This is a genomic window from Nucisporomicrobium flavum, from assembly GCF_016464385.1.
GTDB classification, from domain to species: domain Bacteria; phylum Actinomycetota; class Actinomycetes; order Mycobacteriales; family Micromonosporaceae; genus Actinoplanes; species Actinoplanes flavus_A.
In genome coordinates this window covers 25,122-42,357 of record NZ_JADMLH010000001.1, presented here as the reverse complement: position 1 = coordinate 42,357, position 17,236 = coordinate 25,122, and the positions used below count along the sequence as shown (strand labels likewise).

The window sequence follows — 17,236 nt, the reverse complement described above, 5'->3', positions numbered from 1 at the left end:
CCGCCTTCTGCTCCGTCTACCTTCTGCTCCGCGTGACGGTGGTGGCGGTGACCGTGCCGTCGGCGGTCGCGGCGCCCTGCACACTGACCGTGTCGCCGGCCTTGACGTCCTTGAGTTTGCCGGCGGTGGCCGTCCGCACCGCGGTGTCCCCGCTGGTCCGTACGGTGACCACCGTGCCGTCCGGGGTCTGGACGTAGAGCGTGGTGCCGTCGACCAGCTTGACCTTGCCCGTCGTCGGTGCGGACGCGGCGGACGCCGTGGGAGCGGCCGCCTGCGGGAAGGAGCCGAACGTCCCCCGTCCGCCCTGGGCGCCGCCGGGCCGGGCGATCGCCGGGGTGGCGCTCGTCCCCCAGTGCTTCTGCGCCTGCAGCCCGCCGAGGAAGCCCGCCAGCAGCAGCGCGGCGACGCCGAGTCCGAGGGTGCCGCGGTTCCACCAGCGCCGGGGTGCCGCGCGGGCGATCTCGGCGGCCAGGCCGTCGTCGTCAGGTTCCTGGACGGGGGTCAGCACGGCGGTGTCGTCGATGGGGGTCACGGGGGTCCTCACTCGTAGCGCAGCGCGTCGATGGGGCGCAGGCGGGCGGCGCGGCCGGCGGGCAGGCTGCCGAAGAACAGTCCGATGGCGATGGACACGCCGAGGGCGAGCCCGACGGAGCTGGGCACGATGACCGGCTTCACGCCGACGATCTCGAAGCTGCTGCCGACCAGGGCGGCGGCCACGCCCAGCGCCCCGCCGAGGACGCTGAGCAGCGTCGCCTCGATGAGGAACTGGGTGAGGATCACCCGGCGCGGCGCGCCGAGGGCCTTGCGGATGCCGATCTCGCGGGTCCGCTCGGTCACCGTGACCAGCATGATGTTGGTGATGCCGATCCCGCCGACCAGCAGGCTGATCGCGGCGACCGCGCCGAGCAGGGTGGTGAAGGTATCGGCGGTCTCGGTCTGCGTCTGCAGCAGCTGGGCCGCGTTCTGGATCCGGTACGCCGCGGAGCCGCTGGAGGAGACGCCCAGGCGCTGGTCGAGGATCGTGGCGACCTCGGACTGCACGGCGTCCACCCGGCCCGGGCTCGTGGCCTCCACCAGGATCGAGGTCAGCGCGCCGTACCCGGTGAGCACCTGCCGTACGGCCGTGAGCGGCGCGACCGCGGTGTCGTTGGCGTCCTGGAAGCCGGTGGAGGTCTTCTCCGCCAGGACACCGATCACGGTGAAGAGAGCCCCGCCGACCGTGACCTGCTCGCCGACGGGGTCGACGCCCGGGAACAGCTCCTCGGCGACCGTACGGCCGATCACCACGACCCGCCGTCCCTGCGCCTCGTCGTCCGCGGTGAACGCCGAGCCGGAGCCGACCGGGGTGTTGGACGCGGCGAACCAGCCGGGCGTGGTGCCGACGAAGCTGGTCACCTCATGCTCCGCGCCCTCGTACGTGAGCGACGCCGACGCGCTGACCACCGGCGACACGGACGCGACGTCGGGCGCGAGCACGGGATCGGTGAGGGCGCCGGCGATCCCGGTCGTCAGCGCGGTACTCTCGGCCCCGCCGCGGCCGGCGCTCATCACGGTGACCGTGTTGGTGCCCAGCGCCTCGATCCGCTCGCTGATCGCCCGGGCGGAGCCGTTGCCGACGGCGACGAGCAGGATCACCGCGGCGACGCCGATCAGGATGCCGAGCATGGTCAGCGCCGAGCGCAGCTTGTTCGCCGACAGCCCGCGCAGCGCGAACCGGACCACTTCGAGGAAGCTCATGCGCTGTGCCGTCCCGCCGGTACCGGCGCCGGCCGCTGCCGGCGGTCGGTCACGATGCGCCCGTCCATGAGCCGGATCAGGCGGTGCGCCCGATCGCCGACCTCGGGCTCGTGAGTGATCAGCACGATCGTCCGCCCGGCGGCACTGAGCTGGTCGAAGACCTCGAGCACGTCCTCGGTGGAGCGGCTGTCGAGGTTGCCGGTCGGCTCGTCGGCGAGCAGCAGCGCGGGCTCGGTGACCAGTGCCCGGGCCACGGCGACGCGCTGCTGCTGGCCGCCGGAGAGCTGGTTGGGCTCGTGCCGGGCCCGGTCGGCGAGCCCGACGAGCTCCAGCGCCGCCATCGCCCGGCGGCGGCGTTCCCGCGGGCGGACCCCGGCGTACGCGAGCGGCAGCTCCACATTGGCCACCGCGGTGGTGCGCGGGATGAGGTTGAACGCCTGGAAGATGAAGCCGATGAGCCGGTTGCGGGCCAGCGCGAGCTGCCGGTCGGCGAGCCGGCTGACATCCACGCCGTCCAGCAGGTACGTCCCCGAGGTGGGCACGTCCAGCGCGCCGAGGATGTTCATCAGCGTGGACTTGCCGGAACCGGACGAGCCCATGATCGCCACGTAGTCGCCGCGGCCGACGGCCAGCGAGACGCCGCGCAGGGCGTGCACGGTGGCCTCGCCCGTACCGTAGACCTTGGTCAGCTCGCGCACGTCGAGCACGGGCCGAGTCATCGGCCGGCCCGGCCGGTGCCGCCGCCGGGGAAACCCCCACCGGCCGGGGCGCCGCCGCCGGTGAGGCCGCCGAAGCCGCCGCCGGGGAGTCTGCCCTGGGTGCCGCCGGTGGTCGTGGTGGTCGTCCGGATCACCACCTGCTCGCCGGCGGTGAGCCCCGAGATGATCTGGGTGACCTGGTCGCCCTCCAGGCCGATCTCGACCTGCCGGGTCTCCTGGACGCCGTTCGCCACGACGGTCACGGTGTGCCGGTTGCCGACCGTGGTCACCGCCGCGGAGGTGACGGAGAGGGCGCCGGCGACCTCTCCGGTGACCACGGACACCGAGACCGTCTGGCCCGGTTTCGCGCCGGCCGGGACCTTGTCGAGGCTGAGCGTCACGCCGTACGTGACGACGGTGCCGTCGGTGGTGGCCTGCGGGTCGACGGCGACGACCTTCGCGCTCTGCCGGGTGCCGCTGAGCGCGTTCCAGGTGACGGTGGCGGCCTGTTTCTCCTTGAGCTTCGTGGCGTCGGCCTCGGCGAAGGCCGCGGTGACCTGCAGCTTGCCGAGGTCGGCGAGGTCGATGAAACCCGAGGCCTCATCGGCGGAGCCCTGCTGGGCGGAGGGTTGGGACGAGCTGCCGAGCGTGCCGTTGACGGCGACGACCGTACCGGCCATCGGCGCCTCGAGGACCGTGCCGTCCACCCCGGCCTGCGCCTCGTCGACGCCGAGCTGCGCCCTGGTGACCTCGTTCTGCGCGCTCGAGGTGTCCGACCCGGCGTCCTCGGCGCGGGCCAGGGCGTCGCGGGCGGCGGCGAGGTCGGCCTCGGCGGCGGAGAGGGTCCGCTGCGCCGGTGCCGGATCGACCTTCGCGAGCACCTGCCCCTTCTTCACCCTGTCGCCGACGTGCACCGCGATGCTGGTGACGGTTCCGCCGGTCACGAAGCTCGCGCTCGCGGTGCTCGCGCTCTCCACGGAGCCGTCTGCGGTCACGGTTGCGGTCACGGTGCCCTGCTGGACGGGTACGGAGCGCACCGACGCGTCCGCCGCGGTGCCCGTGGCGGGACCGGACAGCGTCTCGTACGCCCAGAAGGCGCCGCCGGCGAGCAGCAGCGCCAGGACGGCGTTGACCGCGACCGCGGGACGGCGCAGGGAACCCAGGGCAGCTGGCATGCCGGACACTCTGGCCAGGTCCCCTCGGAGGATCTTCGGCGTCACCTCGGAGCCACCTCGGAACCGCTACCCCGCGTCGGCCCTGGGCAGCAGCACGCGGAACGTGGCGCCGCGCCCGCCCGCCGGGTCCAGCTCGACCCGGCCGCCGTGGCCGTGCACGATCGCCGCCACGATCGACAGGCCCAGCCCCGAACCGCCGCCGCGCCCGCGGGTGCGGCTGGAATCGGCCCGGTAGAGGCGTTCGAACACCCGCGGCGCGTGCTCCGCGGGCACGCCCGGGCCGTCGTCGCAGACCTCCAGCACGGCCAGCGGTACGCCGGGAGCAACGGTCCCGGAGCTCACGGCGCCCGGCGCGGGCACGTAACCGTCGACGCGTCCCACCCGTACGGTGACCCGCGCCGGCCGGCTGGTGTGCTGCAGCGCGTTGGCGACGAGGTTCGTGGCGACCTGCCGCAGCCCGTGCTCGTCGCCGAGCACCGTGGGCGGCTCGAACGTGTCGCTGTCGCCGAGCGCGGCCAGGCGTACGGGCCGGTCCGGCACCCTGGCGTGCGCGTCGCGGATCGTGTCGGCCGCGATCTCGAGCAGGTCCACCGGGCGCCGTACGGGCGGCCGCTGCCGGTCGAGCCGCGCCAGCAGCAGCAGGTCCTCGACGAGCACACCCATCCGCCCGGCCTCCCCCTCGATACGGCTCATCGTCTCGTCGAGCTGCGGGCCGGGCGGGGCGCCGCCGCGGCGGTACAGCTCGGCGAAGCCCCGGATCGAGGTGAGCGGCGTGCGCAGCTCGTGCGACGCGTCCGCCACGAACTGACGCAGCCGCCGCTCGGAGGCCGTACGCGCGGACACCTCCGCCTCGATGCGTTCCAGCATCAGGTTGAGCGCGCCGCCGAGCCGGCCGGGTTCGGTGTGCGGGTCGGTGCCGGCGACCCGGCCGGACAGGTTGCCCGCGGAGATGGCGGCGGCGAGCCGTTCCATCCCGGTGAGCGGCCGCAGGCCGAGGCGGACCACGAAGGCCGACCCGGCGCCGAGCAGCCCGAGCACCGACAGGGTGACCGCGGCGTCGATGAGCAGCAGCCGGTCGCCGGTCTCCTCCACCTCGGACAGGGAGGCGCCGATGACGGCCGCGCCCCCGGCGCCGGTCGTCGGTACGGCCAGCAGCCGCCAGCCGCTGCTCCCGTCGGCCGCCGTCACCGTGTACGGCCTGCCCTCGGCGGCGCGGGCGAGCACCTCCGTGACGGGCGGCACCGGCGGGCGGGCCGGGTCCGCGGCGGACGAGCGGGCGGGGTCGAGCACGCCGTCCGCGGTGTAGACGTACACGACCTGGTCGGGGCCGAACCGCGCCCGCCGAGCCGGGGAGGTCGCGGGGGCATCGGCGCGCAGCGCACCGGCGAACGGCCGGGCCATGCCGGTCAGCTGGTCGTCGATGCGGTCGCGCAGATAGCCGCGGATCAGCACTAGGCCCGCGGCGTCGGCCGCCAGCAGCGCAACTGCGGCGAGGGCGCCGACGACCAGCACGAGCCGGGCCCGCAGACTCCAGTGGGCCCACCGCCGGGGCCGCCAGCGGGACCCTCGGCTCACTCGTCCCCGCCGCGCGGCAGGCGCAGGGCGTAGCCGACCCCCCGGACGGTGTGGATCAGCGGCGGGCCGGTCGTGTCGATCTTGCGGCGCAGGTAGTAGACGTACGACTCGACGATGCGCCCGTCGCCGCCGAAGTCGTACTTCCACACCCGGTCCAGGATCTGCGCCTTGCTGACCACCCTCCCCGCGTTGATCAGCAGGTAGCGCAGCAGGTTGAACTCGGTCGGCGACAGGTCGACGAGGCGGCCGGCCCGGCGTACCTCGTGGGCGTCCTCGTCGAGCTCCAGGTCGGCGTAGCGCAGCACCCCGGGGTCCGCCGGCGCGTCCGGGCCCGGCCGGCTGCGGCGCAGGATGGCCCGGATGCGCAGCACCACCTCCTCGAGGCTGAACGGCTTCGTGACGTAGTCGTCCGCGCCCGCGGTCAGCCCCGCCACCCGGTCCTCGACGGCGTCACGCGCGGTCAGGAACAGCACCGGCGTGCCGCGGCCGGACGCGCGCAGGCGCCGGGCCACGTCGAAGCCGTCCAGGTCGGGCAGCATCACGTCCAGCACGACCAGGTCCGGGTCGAACTCCTCGACCGCGACCAGCGCGCCGTGGCCGGACCCGGCCACCCGCACGTCGAAGGCGACCAGCCGCAGCGTGGCCGAGAGCAGGGCGGAGATGTTGGGCTCGTCGTCGACCACCAGGACCCTGGGCCGGGCCGCCGGGGGCTCACCGAGGGCGACGGAACCTCTCGTAGCGGAATGCACGCCGAAGAACTATCAGCGCTTCCTTTGAATCGGCCATGAAGAACGTGGGAGCGAGCTGAGGTCACCACGAGCGGGCCACGGTGTCCCCCGGCGCCAGACCGGACGTGATCTCGGTGTACGCGTCGCCGCGCAGCCCGACACCGACGCGGACCCGGGCGCCGGCGCGCAGCACCGTACCGGCCGGACCGGCGACGTCGTGGACGGCGGTGCTCGGGACCCGCAGCACGTCCCGCTTCGCGCCGGTGGTGACCCGTACGGCCGCGCTCTGCCCCACGAGCAGGTCCTCCGGGGCGTCGTCGAAGGACAGCACCACGCCGAAGCGGACCAGCGTGCCGTCGCTGGTGCCGACCGGGTCGACCTGCACGACCGTGGCCGCGAACGTCTCGCCGGCCCGGTCCGCCAGGGTGACCGCCGCCTTCTGCCGTACGGCCAGCCGGTCCGCGTCGGCCTCCGGGAAGTCCGCGGCGATCTGCATGCCGGAGACGTCGGCCAGGGTCAGGAACGCCGCCCCGGCGCCCACCCGGCTGCCGACCTTGCCGGAGACCGACAGGACCCGGCCGGCGAGGGGCGCGGTGATCGTGGTGCCCTCGAGGTCGTCCTCCGCCTTCGCCACCGCCGCTCCGGCCTGGTTCACCCGCTGCTCGGCGCTCAGCACAGCGTCGCCTCCGCCGCCCTGGCGTCCACCCTGCTGGTCCGCGCCCCCGCACGCCGTGGTGGTGGGAGCGCCACCGCGCGCGGGCGGCGAGGTCCGGGCCGGCGCGCTGGTGCGGGTGGGTGCCGGCGTCCGGGTGGGCCGCGGCGTCGCGGCGGGCGCGGTGGTGCGGGTGGGCGCCGGGGTCGCGCCCGTGGGTGTGGGCGGGGGCGCCGAGGCGTAAGCGGCCGGCACCACGCCGCATCCCGAGCCGGTCGGGGCAGCCTGATCGCGGGCCTCCTGCAGAGCGTCCTCGGCGTCGGCGAGGGCCTTGCGAGCGGAGTCCACGGCCCCGGCGGCGTCGGAGTCGTCGATGCGGGCCAGCTCCTGACCGGCCGTGACGACCGTGCCGGGGCGTACCTTCACGGCCTCGACCGTGCCCGCGACCGCGAAGGAGAGGCTGCGCGTCTGCGCGGGCTGCACGTTCCCCGTCGTGGCGACCTCGCTGGTGACCGCGCCCCGGTCGGCGGCCACGGTGGCGGCCGCGGCGGGCCCGGCGCCGGCGCCGGCGGTCAGCGCGCGGGCGAGACCGGCGGCGAGCAGCACGACCACCACGACACCGGCCGCGAGCCACACCCACCGCCGACGTCCCCCGCGCCAGGCGGTCCGGCCGATACCCATGGCGGAAAGTCTCGGCGTCCGGCCTCCCGGCGGGCTCGGTCCCGGCTCGGAGTTTCCTCGGAGCCGGGACCGGACGCTCCCAGCCGATTCCGAGCGTCGTCCGACGTGGCGGCGAGGTGCGAGGCCTTTCGTGGGACGGTCCTGTCCGCGTACGTGAGGAGAGACCGTGCCGCAGAACAGAAGATCGCCCCGGGTCCGGGCCGCCGGCCTGGCCATCGTGGCGGCGGGGCTGCTCGTGTCCGCCGCCGCCTGCGGAGGCGGCGGTGACCCGGAAGTGCCGGACGGCGGCGGTGGCGCCTTCACCGCGTACACGGAATGCCTGCGGACGAACGGCGTCACCGTGACCATGCCGTCGGGCGGGCCCGCGGGGCGACCGGAGGGCGGCTTCCCGTCCGGCATGCCGCGGCCCTCCGGCAGCGGCGGGCCCGGCGGCTTCCGCGGCGGCCTCCGGAAGCCGGCCGGGGTGGACGACGCCACCTGGCAGAAGGCGCAGACCGCGTGCGCCTCGGTGCGCCCGAGCGGCCGCCCGGACGGCGGCGGGCGCGGCAACGGGATGAACGCCGCCTACCGCACCTGCCTGCAGGACCACGGGGTCACGCTCGGCAGCAGCGCACCGGCGACCGGCGATCCCGAGGTGCAGCAGGCGATCGAGGCCTGCAAGGTGCTCGCCCCGGACCCCTCGTCCCGGCCGTCGCGCTCGTCGTGACGCTGGTGCGGTGCCCGGGTGTCACGCGGGAGGCAGCGCCGCCTCCAGGTTGATCCACCGCTCGGCCGTCTGCCGGCGACGGCAGGCGACCAGGTGGCTCGCCAGGATCACCGGCTGGCCGCCGCGGACGCAGACGTCCGCGCCGTCGCTCAGCACCCCGGCGACCAGCTCGGCCGGCGCGTCGTCGTCGACCAGGGCCACGATCCGGGTACGCGCGGGCACCGCCGCCCGGGCCCGCACCACGTCCTGCTGCCTGGCGCCGCTGAGCAGCACGATCTCCCCGGCCCGCAGGTCGTCGAGCCCCGCGGCGAAGCGCACGGTCCACCCGCCGGGCAGGTGCGCCCCGAGCGCCGCCACCCGGCCCGGCTGACCGAGCACGGCCACCACCGGGTCGGCCCGCTGCCGGTCCAGATCCGGCGCGGGCAGCGCGGTCGAGTTCGGCGCGAACGCCCTGTTCTGATCGGTACGGTTCAGCTGCACGAGCATCTCGGACTCCCCCTGGCCGTCGTCATCTGCACCGACCACTCTCGCGGCCCAGCCTGAGCCCACCGTGTGCCGTACCTGTACGTCTGTTGTCAATGCCGTGACGGATCAGTCCCAGAAGCACTCGAGAGCGGATCTGCTCAGCGGCTGCGCCACCGGTGTTCGTCCACGGCGATCGCCGTGCCGACCCCGGCCACCACCACGCAGGTCAGGACGATGCCCACCGCTCCCCAGGCGACCATCGCCACCGACAGCAGCCCCCAGACCAGCCCGCCCAGCACCGCGAGGACGGCCACGAGCCGCCGCGACCGGCGTGGCCGGCCGGCCAGCGACGGATAGTCCGCAGTCAGGCGGGCGACGATCTGGTCGAACTGTCGTTCCCGGTCGTTGGTTCCCATCGGACCGACCTCCCGGCCAGATTCCGGCGTGCGCCGCTTGTCCGAAGACCTAGGCTAGGCCCCCCCGCACGCCGCCGCCATGGATTCCGTCCGGCGATCCGTGCGCCGACCGCTCGAAACGCGTCTCAGCCGGGACGCTTCGGGCTCAGCAACCTGCGCCACCAGGGGCGGTCGTCCACGGGCTGCTCGACGAACGGGTCATGGCCGAGGGCCCGGAGGAAGTGCGCGCTCACGTCGACCGTCTCACCCGGCGGCGGGTGCGGCAGACCGGCCATGACCTGCTCGACGGCCGGCATGTCCGACACCGGCACGGACGCGACGAAACGCCGGCCGCGGACGGTCAGGGCCAGCTCGACCTCGTCCCGGCCCGGGGTGATGCTCCACGTGGCGCCGTCGGCGCCGTCGACGACGATACCCACGGGCGGACTATAGCCAGGCCGCCGCCGGACGGCCGGGCGGTTATGGTCGGCGCCATGGCGACGATCGTGGTGTGCGGGCTCGGCGGGACGATCGCGATGACGGCGGTGGACGGCGGCGCTGTCGCCCCGGCACTGACCGCCGCGAGCCTGGTGCGGGCGGTTCCCGGCCTGGCCGGGCTCGGTGCCGGCCTCGAGGTCGTCGACGTGGCGAACGTGCCGAGCTCGTCGCTGCGGCTCGCCGACCTCGCCGGGCTGTCCGCCACGATCGCCGGACGGCTGGCCGCGGGCGCGGACGGGGTCGTCGTCACCACGGGTACGGACACCCTGGAGGAGTGCGCGTACCTGCTGGACCTGCTGCACGACGGCCCGCAGCCGGTGGTGGTGACCGGCGCGATGCGCAGTCCCGCCCTGGCCGGCGCCGACGGGCCGGCCAACCTGCTCGCGGCCGTCAGCGTGGCCACCTCCCCGGGGTCCCGCGGGCGGGGTGTGCTGGTCGCCTTCGCCGACGAGGTGCACGCGGCCGTACGGGTCCGCAAGGGACACTCGACCCGGGTGACGGCGTTCGAGTCGCCGGTGGGCGGGCCGGTCGGGTACGTGGTCGAGGGAGTGCCGCACTTCGTCGCCGCGCCGGCCGCACGGTTCGTCGTGCCACGAGGCGGGGAACTGCCGCGCGTACCCGTGGTCGTCGCCGCCCTGGGCGAGGATGCGCCGGACGTTCCCGCGGACGCCGCCGGTCTGGTGGTAGCGGCGTTCGGCGTGGGGCATCTGCCGCAGTGGTGGGCGCCGCCGCTGGCCGAGGCCGCCCGGCGCGTCCCGGTGGTGCTGGCCACGCGCACGCTCGCCGGCCCGGTGCTGTCCGGCCCGTACGGCTACCCCGGCTCGGAACGCGACCTGCTGGAGCGCGGGCTGATCCCGGCCGGGCTGCTCGGCCCGTGGAAGGCACGGATCCTGCTCATGGCCGCGCTGGCGGCGGGCGCCGGGCGGGAGCAGGTGGCGGCGGCGTTCGCGGCGGCCGGCGGGCTGGGCGACGCCGCCCGCTGGCCCTGGCCGGTCAGGGGCGGTGCACGGACCTGACCGTGTACAGCCGCGGGTCCGCGGTGTGCGCGATCGACATGACCTCGAGCAGGTGCTCGCGGACCTCCGGGCGCCGCAACATCTCCTCGTACGCCTCCAGGCTCGTCCACTGCGCGTAGTTCACCACCCGGGTGCGGTCCAGGCTGGCGTGCACGTTGGCGGAGATGAAGCCGGGCACGTGCGCGAAGATGTCGCCGGTCGCCTTGTCCAGGGCGGTGACCAGGGCGTTCTGCCGGGTCTCCGCGACGGTGTAGATGTTGATGGAGGTGATTCCCGGCTTGCCGGCAGCGATGGTGGTCTCGGGCATCTCCCCACCGTAGGGGCTGTCTCAGGTGGACGCTCGCCGGACGACGCGGACCACCCCCGCGGCGTCGAGGGCGGGCCGCTCACCGCCGTGGACGGCGGCGGCGACCGTGGCGGCGAGGTGGGCGGCCACGGCCCGCTGGTCGGTGGTCACGGTGCTCAGCGGCGGCGCGGCGAGGCGCGCCGCCGGGAGGTCGTCGACGCCGATCAGCGCGAGCCCTGCGGGGGCGGCCAGGCCGGTGCCGCGCATCCCGGCCAGCACGGCCAGGGCCACGTCGTCGTTGTACGCGCACACCGCGGTCACGCCGGCCGAGCGCCACGCGCGTACCGCCGCCTCGGCGGACTCGGTCTCGAGCGCGACGGAGTACACCTCGGGCTCGGGCAGGGCCCGTTCGGCGCACGCGGCGCGGACCCCCTCGAGGCGGGGCTCGGCGAAGATGCGCACCCGGGCGTCGTCGGGGTACGCGTACCCGAGCCGGACGTGCCCCGCGTCCGCGAGGTGCGCGGCCTGCAGGCGCCCGATCCGCTCCTGCGGCACCTGCAGCTCGCGTGCGGGTCGGGGTCCGGGGCCGAGCAGGGCCACGACCAGCGCCACCCCGGCGGCGCCCATCGCGGCGATCTCGGCGTCGGAGAAGCCGGTGAAGGCGAGCACGGCCGCCGGGGTGATCGCCTTCCACAGCTCGGTGCCCGGCGGTTGCCCGCCGGTGCCGGGGTGCACGACGAACGTCAGCCCGGCGCGGGCGAGCTCGGTGGACAGGTGGGTGAGCAGGTTGCCGACCTCCTGCCCGATCGGCCAGTCGGGCAGCAGGCACAGCACCACGTCGGAGCGGCCGGTACGCAGCGCGCGGGCGGCCGCCGAGGGCGCGTACCCCAGCAGGGCGGCGGCGTCGCGGACCCGCGCCCGGGTGGCGCCGGAGATCGTCTGGCCCGGGGTGTCGTTGAGGACGTAGCTGACCGTCGCCCGCGACACCCCCGCGACGCGTGCCACGTCGGCGCTGGTCACGCGGCGGCCCGGAGCGTCCGTCATGGCGACAGGTTATACGTGTCAGTTCCGCCGCGCGGCGGCGCCGGGAACCCCGGATTATTCGGTGTATTGCTGGGCATGCACGGGCACATGATCACGACGCCGACCGCCGTGACCGCCCTGCAGGAGCTGGGCGTCGCGCTCAAGGACCTCGGGTACGCCTTCACCACCGTCACCCCGGCCACCCACGCCCGGGTCAACCGCCGCCCGCGCAACGCGCTCGCCCGCGACCTGCGTGACGTGCTCGGGTGGAGCCGCCCCTTCGACCCCGCGATGCTGCCCGCCGGCATCGTCGGCCTGATGGACGCCGCCGGTGTTCTCGACCGTTCCGGCGAGCACTGGCGCAGCCGCGTACGGTTCTCCAGCTACGACGGCGAGCTGTTCGTCCACTCCGCGTTCCCCACCGACGCGCCGGACTCGGTGTTCTTCGGCCCGGACACCTACCGGATGGCCGACGCCGCCGCCGCGCACGTCGAGCGGCGCGAGCGACCGGTGCGGCGGGCGGTCGACATCGGCTGTGGCACCGGCGCCGGGGCGATCACGGTCGCCAAGCGGGCGCCCGGCGCCGACGTGCTGGGTGTCGACATCAACGCCGCCGCGCTGCGCTTCACCGAGGTCAACACGGCGCTGGCCGGGGTGGCGAACGTCAAGCCGTGCCACAGCGACCTGCTGTCGGGCGTGGACGGCGACTTCGACCTGATCATCTCCAATCCACCGTTCATGATCGACCCGGCCGGGCGGGCGTACCGCGACGGCGGCGGCCCCGAGGGGCACGGCCTGTCGCTGAAGATCCTCGACGCGGCGAAGGAACGGCTCGCCCCGGGCGGTTCGCTCGTGCTGTTCAGCGGTACGGGCATCGTCGACGGGCACGACCCGCTGCGGGCGGCCGCGACGGAACGCCTCGCGGGCGGTGACCTCCAGTGGGACTATCGCGAGGTGGATCCCGACGTGTACGGCGAGGAGCTCGACGGCGAGGCGTACGCGCACGCCGAACGCATCGCGGTGGTCGTGCTGATCGCGACCCGCCGGTGACCTCCGGGCTGACGCTGGGGGTCGAGGAGGAGTTCCTCCTGCTCGACCCCGTCACCGGCCACAACGCGCCGGTGGTGCCGAAGGTGATCGCCGCGCTGAGCGACGCGGCCCGCGGGCAGAGCCGGCTGGAGTTCCGCCTCAGCATGCTGGAGATGGTCACGCCGGTGTGCACCGATCTGGCCGGCCTCGGCAGCGAGCTGACCGGGCTGCGCCGGGCCGCGGCGGACGCGGCGGCGGAGGCGGGCGCGCTGCTGGTGCCGGTCGGGGCCACGCCGGTCGCCGAACCGGTCCGGGAGCCGGCCGACGATCCGCGGTTCCGCGCCATCGCCCGGCACTACGGCCCGATCGCGTACGACGCCGCCGTCTGCGGCTGCCACGTCCACGTGGGAGTGCCCGACCGCGAGACCGCCGTGCGCGTCTGCACCGAGCTGCGGCCGTGGCTGCCCGTACTGCAGGCGCTCACGGCCAACTCGCCGTTCTACGCCGGCGCCGACACCGGCCACGCGAGCTGGCGGTCGTTGCAGCTCAAGCGCTGGCCCGCGCTCGGGCCCACCCCCGCGTTCACGTCCGGCGCCGACTACGACCGTACGGTCGCGTCGCTGGTGGTCTCGGGCGCGATGCTCGACCAGAGCATGGTCCTCTGGTACGCGCGTCCGTCGGCCACGTACCCCACGGTCGAGGTGCGGGTCGCCGACGTCTGCCCCGCGCCCGCCGACACTGTGCTGCTCGCCGCCCTGATCCGCGGCCTGGTCGCCACGTTCCTCGGTGGGGGCCGGCCGCCGGCGCCGATCGCGGACCACCTCCTCGAGGCCGCGCACTGGAACGCCGCGCACTCGGGCATGGACGGCACGCTGCTCGACCCGCGTACGGGCGACGCCCGCCCGGCCTGGGACCTGGTCGCCGACCTGCTGGCGCTGGTGAGCCCGGCGCTGCGGCGGCTGGGCGACGAGGCGGCCGTCGTGGCGGGCCTGGACCACGTCCGCGCCGAGGGCACCGGGGCCGGCCGGCAGCGCCGCCTGCTCGCCCGCGAGGGCGACCTCCCCGCGGTCCTGCGCGCGATCGCCGTCTCGCCGTAGCGGCCCCCGCCTCGCGCGATCGCCGCACCGCCGTCGCGGCGTAGTGGCGCGGCTCTGTGCGATCGCCGGGGCGATCCGGACGCGTGGCGGTTCCGCCGTAGCCGATCACCGGTTACATTGCCATCAGGAATCATTGACGATCCTGGATGGCAGCCATGTCGGATCAGTTCACGATCGTGACCGACCCCGTCGCCGGCTCCGTGGCGCTCTCGGCCATCTTCGCGGTCCTGCCCCTGCTCACCCTGTTCGTGCTGCTCGGCGCGGTCCGCATGCGCGCCTGGCTGGCCGGGCTGATCTCGCTGGTGGTCGCGCTCGTCGTCGCCGTGGCCATCTACTCCATGCCGGTCGGGCAGGCGCTGCTGTCGGCGAGCGAGGGCGCCGCGTTCGGCTTCTTCCCGATCCTGTGGATCGTGCTCAACGCCATCTGGGTCTACAACCTGACCGTCGTCAGCGGCCACTTCGACGTGCTGCGCCGCTCGATGGAACGGGTCAGCCCGGACATGCGCATCCAGGCCATCATCGTCGCGTTCTGCTTCGGGGCCCTGCTCGAGGCGCTCGCCGGCTTCGGCACCCCGGTCGCGGTCACCGTGGTCATGCTGATGGCCCTGGGCTTCCCGCCGCTGCGCGCGGCCTCGGTCGCGCTCATCGCCAACACCGCCCCCGTCGCGTTCGGCGCCCTGGCGACCCCGATCGTCACGCTCGGCACGGTGACGTCGGGCGCCAGCGACGACCCGAGGCTCACCACGGAGACGCTCGGCGCGATGGTCGGCCGGCAGACGCCGCTGCTCGCGGTGGTCGTACCCCTGGTCCTCGTCGCGGTCATCGACGGCCGCCGCGGCGTCCGGCAGACCTGGCCGGCGGCGGCGGTGGCCGGCGTGGTGTTTGCCGCGGGCCAGTTCCTGGCCTCCAACTACGTGTCGGTGCCGCTGACGGACATCATCGCGGCGCTGCTCGCGGCCGCGGCCGTCGTGCTGCTGCTGCGGTTCTGGCGGCCCGCGGAGACCCCGGACCTGCGCGAACCCGCGCGCGGCGCCCCCGCCGCCCAGGCGACCGGCCCGGCCTCCGGGCGCCCCGCCGACGCGCCCGCGGCCTCGGACAGCCGTCCGGACGCCCGGCCCTCCCCCGCCCGGCCCTCCCCCGGCCGGCCCGCACCCGCCGGGCCCGTCGTCGCCACGGCCGAGCGCCGCGACTCCGGCGCCGAGGTGGCCCGCGCCTACGCCCCGTACCTGATCATCATCGTGATCTTCTCGATCGCGAACATCGGCGCGATCAAGTCGGCGCTCGCCAAGGAGCCGTGGACGCAGGCGTTCGCCTGGCCCGGCCTGCACGTGTACGGCGCGAGCGGCAAGCCGCTGTCATCGACCACGTTCACCCTGGGCTGGCTGCCCGCGGCCGGCACGCTGATGATCCTGGCGGGCCTGCTCACCGCGGTCGTGTTGCGCATCCGTCCGGGCCGGGCCCTCAGGGCGTACGCCGACACGTACGTCGAGCTGCGCCACGCCATCGTGACCGTGATGGCGGTGCTGGCCCTCGCGTACGTGCTGAACCAGAGCGGCCAGACCAACACGCTCGGCGAGTTCCTGGCCGCCGCGGGCGGGCTGTTCGTCTTCCTCTCCTCGATGCTCGGCTGGATCGGCGTGGCCGTCACCGGGTCGGACACCTCGGCCAACGCGCTCTTCGGGGCGCTGCAGGTGCAGACCGCCGACCGCGCGGGCCTTGACCCGCTGCTGCTCGCCGCGGCGAACTCCTCGGGCGGCGTGCTCGGCAAGATGATCAGCCCGCAGAACCTGGCGATCGCGGCGTCGGCGGTCGGCATGGCGGGCCGCGAGGGCGACATCTTCCGCCGGGTGGTGGGCTGGAGCCTGCTGCTGCTCCTGGTGATGTGCATCCTGGTGACGCTGCAGGGCACGCCGGTGCTCGGCTGGATGGTGCCCTGACCGTGAGGACCTGTTCTACGACGCCCGCATCAGTGTCGCGGCCGGCAACCGGATCGCCTGCCGCATCCTCTTCGAGTGCACCCCGCAGGGCGAGTTCCTGAGCTTCTCGCCGAACGGGCAGCGGCTGACCTTCGCGGAACACGTCTTCTACGAGTTCCGCGACGGCCGGATCGCCGCGGTGGCCTCCCTGATCGACCGCTTCGCCGTCCAGCAGCAGCTCCGGGAGGCCGGTCCGGTCAGCTGAGGCCGAGCCCTCGCCGGCCTGTCTCGTTCAGGTCCGCCTCCGTGAACCGGTTGGGCCACGTGCTCTCGTAGTGCTCCTCCGGGAAGTCGCTCGGGCTGTTCCCCGCCTCGAACGCCGCGCGCACGCTCGCCGCGTACTTCTCGTTGCGGGGGCACCACGGCGCGGCGGGGATGTACATGACGTTGCCCCAGCCTCGCTGGTTCTCGACCGGTGCCACGCTGTGGATCATGTCGCAGTGCCACCAGACCGAGTCGCCGGCGCGGACGTCGGGGATGCCGCTCACGGCCTCCATCAGCAGCGGGTGCCACTTCTCGCTCGCCGGGAAGACCTGGTTGACGGTGACGCCGCACATGTCGTCGTCGGGCACGTCGGCCAGCAGCGGGCGCAGCATCAGGTAGGCCATCGCGCCCGGGATCGGGACGGTGTGCAGCACGCCCTGGTCGTGGTCCATGTCGGAGAGTGCGGTCCAGCCCTGGAAGGTGCGGAACGCCGAGCACATGGTGCTGCCCGGGTACTGCGGGCCGTCCGTACGGTAAGCGGCGTCCCACGGGTCGTACTGCTCGACCGTGCCGTCGAACAGGTGCCGGAACGCCTTCTGGTACGCCGAGGTCATCCACAGGTCGAGCGTGCCCGGGTCGAGGTGCGTACCGAGGCCCTTCGACGACGCGCCCTCCGGGCGGCGGCGGATCCGGTCGGGGTAGAGCGAGTCGCGCTCCGGATCGAACCACTGCACACCCTCGGAGGTGTGCTTCCACTGGCCGTTGAGGAACGCCTGCACGCGCGCCATCCGGTCGCTCTGCCGCGCCTGCATCTGCGCCGGCGACCAGTAGATCGGGTAGATCTCCGGCTTCGAGCCGACGCTGCCGAAGAAGTCGTCACCGGGGCCGCGGTAGTTCTCGAAGAACCGGTTGCCCTCGACGTATTCGAGGATGTCGCGGTCCCACCCGAGCGCCTGCTCGCGGTCGAAGTGCCCGCGGATCACGGCGCAGCCGCGCCGCTTCAGCTTCGCGACGGTCTCGGCCGGCACGGTGCCGGCGGCGATGTCGGCGTACTCGATGACCGGCCAGACGGTCTCGCCTCGCTCGCGCGCGGCCTTGATCTCCTCCACCTCCGCCTTGACCTGCTGCTCGACGACGGCGAAGACCTCGTCGACGGTACGGCCGGAAGCGGCGATCCGGGCCCGCAGGGCGGTCTTGATCTCCCGGATCGCCACCTTGAGGTCCTCGGGGGTCTGCTCCCAGTGCGGGAGGGCGGGCAGGCCGGTGGCGCTGGGGAGGGTCGGGGCGGACACGGG

At 74.6% G+C, this 17,236-nt stretch carries 18 protein-coding genes and 1 pseudogene; 6 read left to right on the top strand and 13 right to left on the bottom strand.

Annotated features, from left to right (window positions below; translation table 11 throughout):
• Positions 1–16: 16 nt before the first annotated feature.
• The 7 genes and pseudogenes from IT780_RS00230 to IT780_RS00200 form a co-directional block, all read right to left on the bottom strand.
• The gene (locus tag IT780_RS00230; protein WP_199509278.1) at positions 17–532 is read right to left on the bottom strand and encodes a hypothetical protein; all 516 of its coding nucleotides are present in this window, start codon (positions 530–532) and stop codon (positions 17–19) included.
• 8 nt (positions 533–540) lie between these two features.
• Positions 541–1,737, bottom strand: coding sequence for an ABC transporter permease (locus IT780_RS00225; protein ID WP_199509277.1), 1,197 nt, complete (start codon positions 1,735–1,737; stop codon positions 541–543).
• Complete coding sequence (locus IT780_RS00220; RefSeq protein ID WP_199509276.1) at positions 1,734–2,456, bottom strand: ABC transporter ATP-binding protein; 723 nt, start codon at positions 2,454–2,456, stop codon at positions 1,734–1,736. Before IT780_RS00220 ends, IT780_RS00225 begins: the two co-directional genes overlap by 4 nt.
• Complete coding sequence (locus tag IT780_RS00215; protein ID WP_199509275.1) at positions 2,453–3,610, bottom strand: efflux RND transporter periplasmic adaptor subunit; 1,158 nt, start codon at positions 3,608–3,610, stop codon at positions 2,453–2,455. The genes IT780_RS00220 and IT780_RS00215 overlap by 4 nt, the downstream gene beginning before the upstream one ends.
• A pseudogene (locus IT780_RS00210) lies at positions 3,573–5,185 on the bottom strand (sensor histidine kinase); the annotation flags it as partial. The gene IT780_RS00215 and the pseudogene IT780_RS00210, both read right to left, overlap by 38 nt.
• Positions 5,182–5,934, bottom strand: a complete 753-nt coding sequence (locus tag IT780_RS00205; RefSeq protein ID WP_199509272.1) for a response regulator transcription factor — start codon at positions 5,932–5,934, stop codon at positions 5,182–5,184. The gene IT780_RS00205 and the pseudogene IT780_RS00210, both read right to left, overlap by 4 nt.
• 61 nt (positions 5,935–5,995) lie before the next feature.
• Positions 5,996–7,246: an efflux RND transporter periplasmic adaptor subunit gene (locus IT780_RS00200; protein ID WP_199509270.1), complete on the bottom strand. Its 1,251-nt coding sequence runs from the start codon at positions 7,244–7,246 to the stop codon at positions 5,996–5,998.
• A 166-nt stretch (positions 7,247–7,412) separates the two neighbouring features.
• On the opposite strand from IT780_RS00200, the gene IT780_RS00195 reads away from it, so the two are divergent.
• Positions 7,413–7,952, top strand: a complete 540-nt coding sequence (locus tag IT780_RS00195) for a hypothetical protein (protein WP_307830973.1) — start codon at positions 7,413–7,415, stop codon at positions 7,950–7,952.
• Positions 7,953–7,973: 21 nt separating this feature from the next.
• Here IT780_RS00195 and IT780_RS00190 read toward each other — a convergent pair whose 3' ends face one another.
• The 3 genes from IT780_RS00190 to IT780_RS00180 all read right to left on the bottom strand — a co-directional run bounded on the left by IT780_RS00190 (position 7,974) and on the right by IT780_RS00180 (position 9,252).
• Positions 7,974–8,438, bottom strand: coding sequence for a hypothetical protein (locus IT780_RS00190; protein ID WP_199509268.1), 465 nt, complete (start codon positions 8,436–8,438; stop codon positions 7,974–7,976).
• 137 nt (positions 8,439–8,575) lie between these two features.
• The gene (locus IT780_RS00185; protein ID WP_199509267.1) at positions 8,576–8,833 is read right to left on the bottom strand and encodes a hypothetical protein; all 258 of its coding nucleotides are present in this window, start codon (positions 8,831–8,833) and stop codon (positions 8,576–8,578) included.
• A gap of 125 nt (positions 8,834–8,958) precedes the next feature.
• Positions 8,959–9,252 (bottom strand): hypothetical protein, encoded by a 294-nt coding sequence (locus IT780_RS00180; RefSeq protein WP_199509265.1) that lies wholly within the window; start codon positions 9,250–9,252, stop codon positions 8,959–8,961.
• A gap of 42 nt (positions 9,253–9,294) precedes the next feature.
• Here IT780_RS00180 and IT780_RS00175 point away from each other — a divergent pair, with 42 nt between their 5' ends.
• The gene (locus IT780_RS00175; RefSeq protein ID WP_199509263.1) at positions 9,295–10,326 is read left to right on the top strand and encodes an asparaginase; all 1,032 of its coding nucleotides are present in this window, start codon (positions 9,295–9,297) and stop codon (positions 10,324–10,326) included.
• On the opposite strand, the gene IT780_RS00170 is transcribed toward IT780_RS00175, so the two are convergent.
• Together IT780_RS00170 and IT780_RS00165 are read right to left on the bottom strand one after the other, a co-directional pair.
• On the bottom strand, positions 10,304–10,633 hold the full coding sequence (locus tag IT780_RS00170) for an antibiotic biosynthesis monooxygenase family protein (RefSeq protein ID WP_199509262.1): 330 nt from the start codon (positions 10,631–10,633) through the stop codon (positions 10,304–10,306). The genes IT780_RS00175 and IT780_RS00170 overlap by 23 nt on opposite strands.
• Before the next feature lie 21 nt (positions 10,634–10,654).
• Positions 10,655–11,656, bottom strand: coding sequence for a LacI family DNA-binding transcriptional regulator (locus IT780_RS00165; protein WP_199509260.1), 1,002 nt, complete (start codon positions 11,654–11,656; stop codon positions 10,655–10,657).
• Between the two features lie 87 nt (positions 11,657–11,743).
• On the opposite strand from IT780_RS00165, the gene IT780_RS00160 reads away from it, so the two are divergent.
• The 4 genes from IT780_RS00160 (at position 11,744) to IT780_RS43385 (ending at position 15,942) form a co-directional block, all read left to right on the top strand.
• Positions 11,744–12,685, top strand: coding sequence for a methyltransferase (locus IT780_RS00160; RefSeq protein ID WP_199509259.1), 942 nt, complete (start codon positions 11,744–11,746; stop codon positions 12,683–12,685).
• Positions 12,682–13,761 (top strand): carboxylate-amine ligase, encoded by a 1,080-nt coding sequence (locus tag IT780_RS00155; protein WP_199509258.1) that lies wholly within the window; start codon positions 12,682–12,684, stop codon positions 13,759–13,761. Before IT780_RS00160 ends, IT780_RS00155 begins: the two co-directional genes overlap by 4 nt.
• A gap of 146 nt (positions 13,762–13,907) precedes the next feature.
• On the top strand, positions 13,908–15,698 hold the full coding sequence (locus IT780_RS00150) for an L-lactate permease (protein WP_199509257.1): 1,791 nt from the start codon (positions 13,908–13,910) through the stop codon (positions 15,696–15,698).
• Positions 15,699–15,708: 10 nt separating this feature from the next.
• Positions 15,709–15,942, top strand: coding sequence for an ester cyclase (locus IT780_RS43385; protein ID WP_199510008.1), 234 nt, complete (start codon positions 15,709–15,711; stop codon positions 15,940–15,942).
• On the opposite strand, the gene IT780_RS00140 is transcribed toward IT780_RS43385, so the two are convergent.
• Positions 15,935–17,233: a DUF1479 domain-containing protein gene (locus tag IT780_RS00140; RefSeq protein ID WP_307830971.1), complete on the bottom strand. Its 1,299-nt coding sequence runs from the start codon at positions 17,231–17,233 to the stop codon at positions 15,935–15,937. The two genes, IT780_RS43385 and IT780_RS00140, sit on opposite strands and share 8 nt — an antisense overlap.
• Positions 17,234–17,236 lie beyond the last annotated feature (3 nt).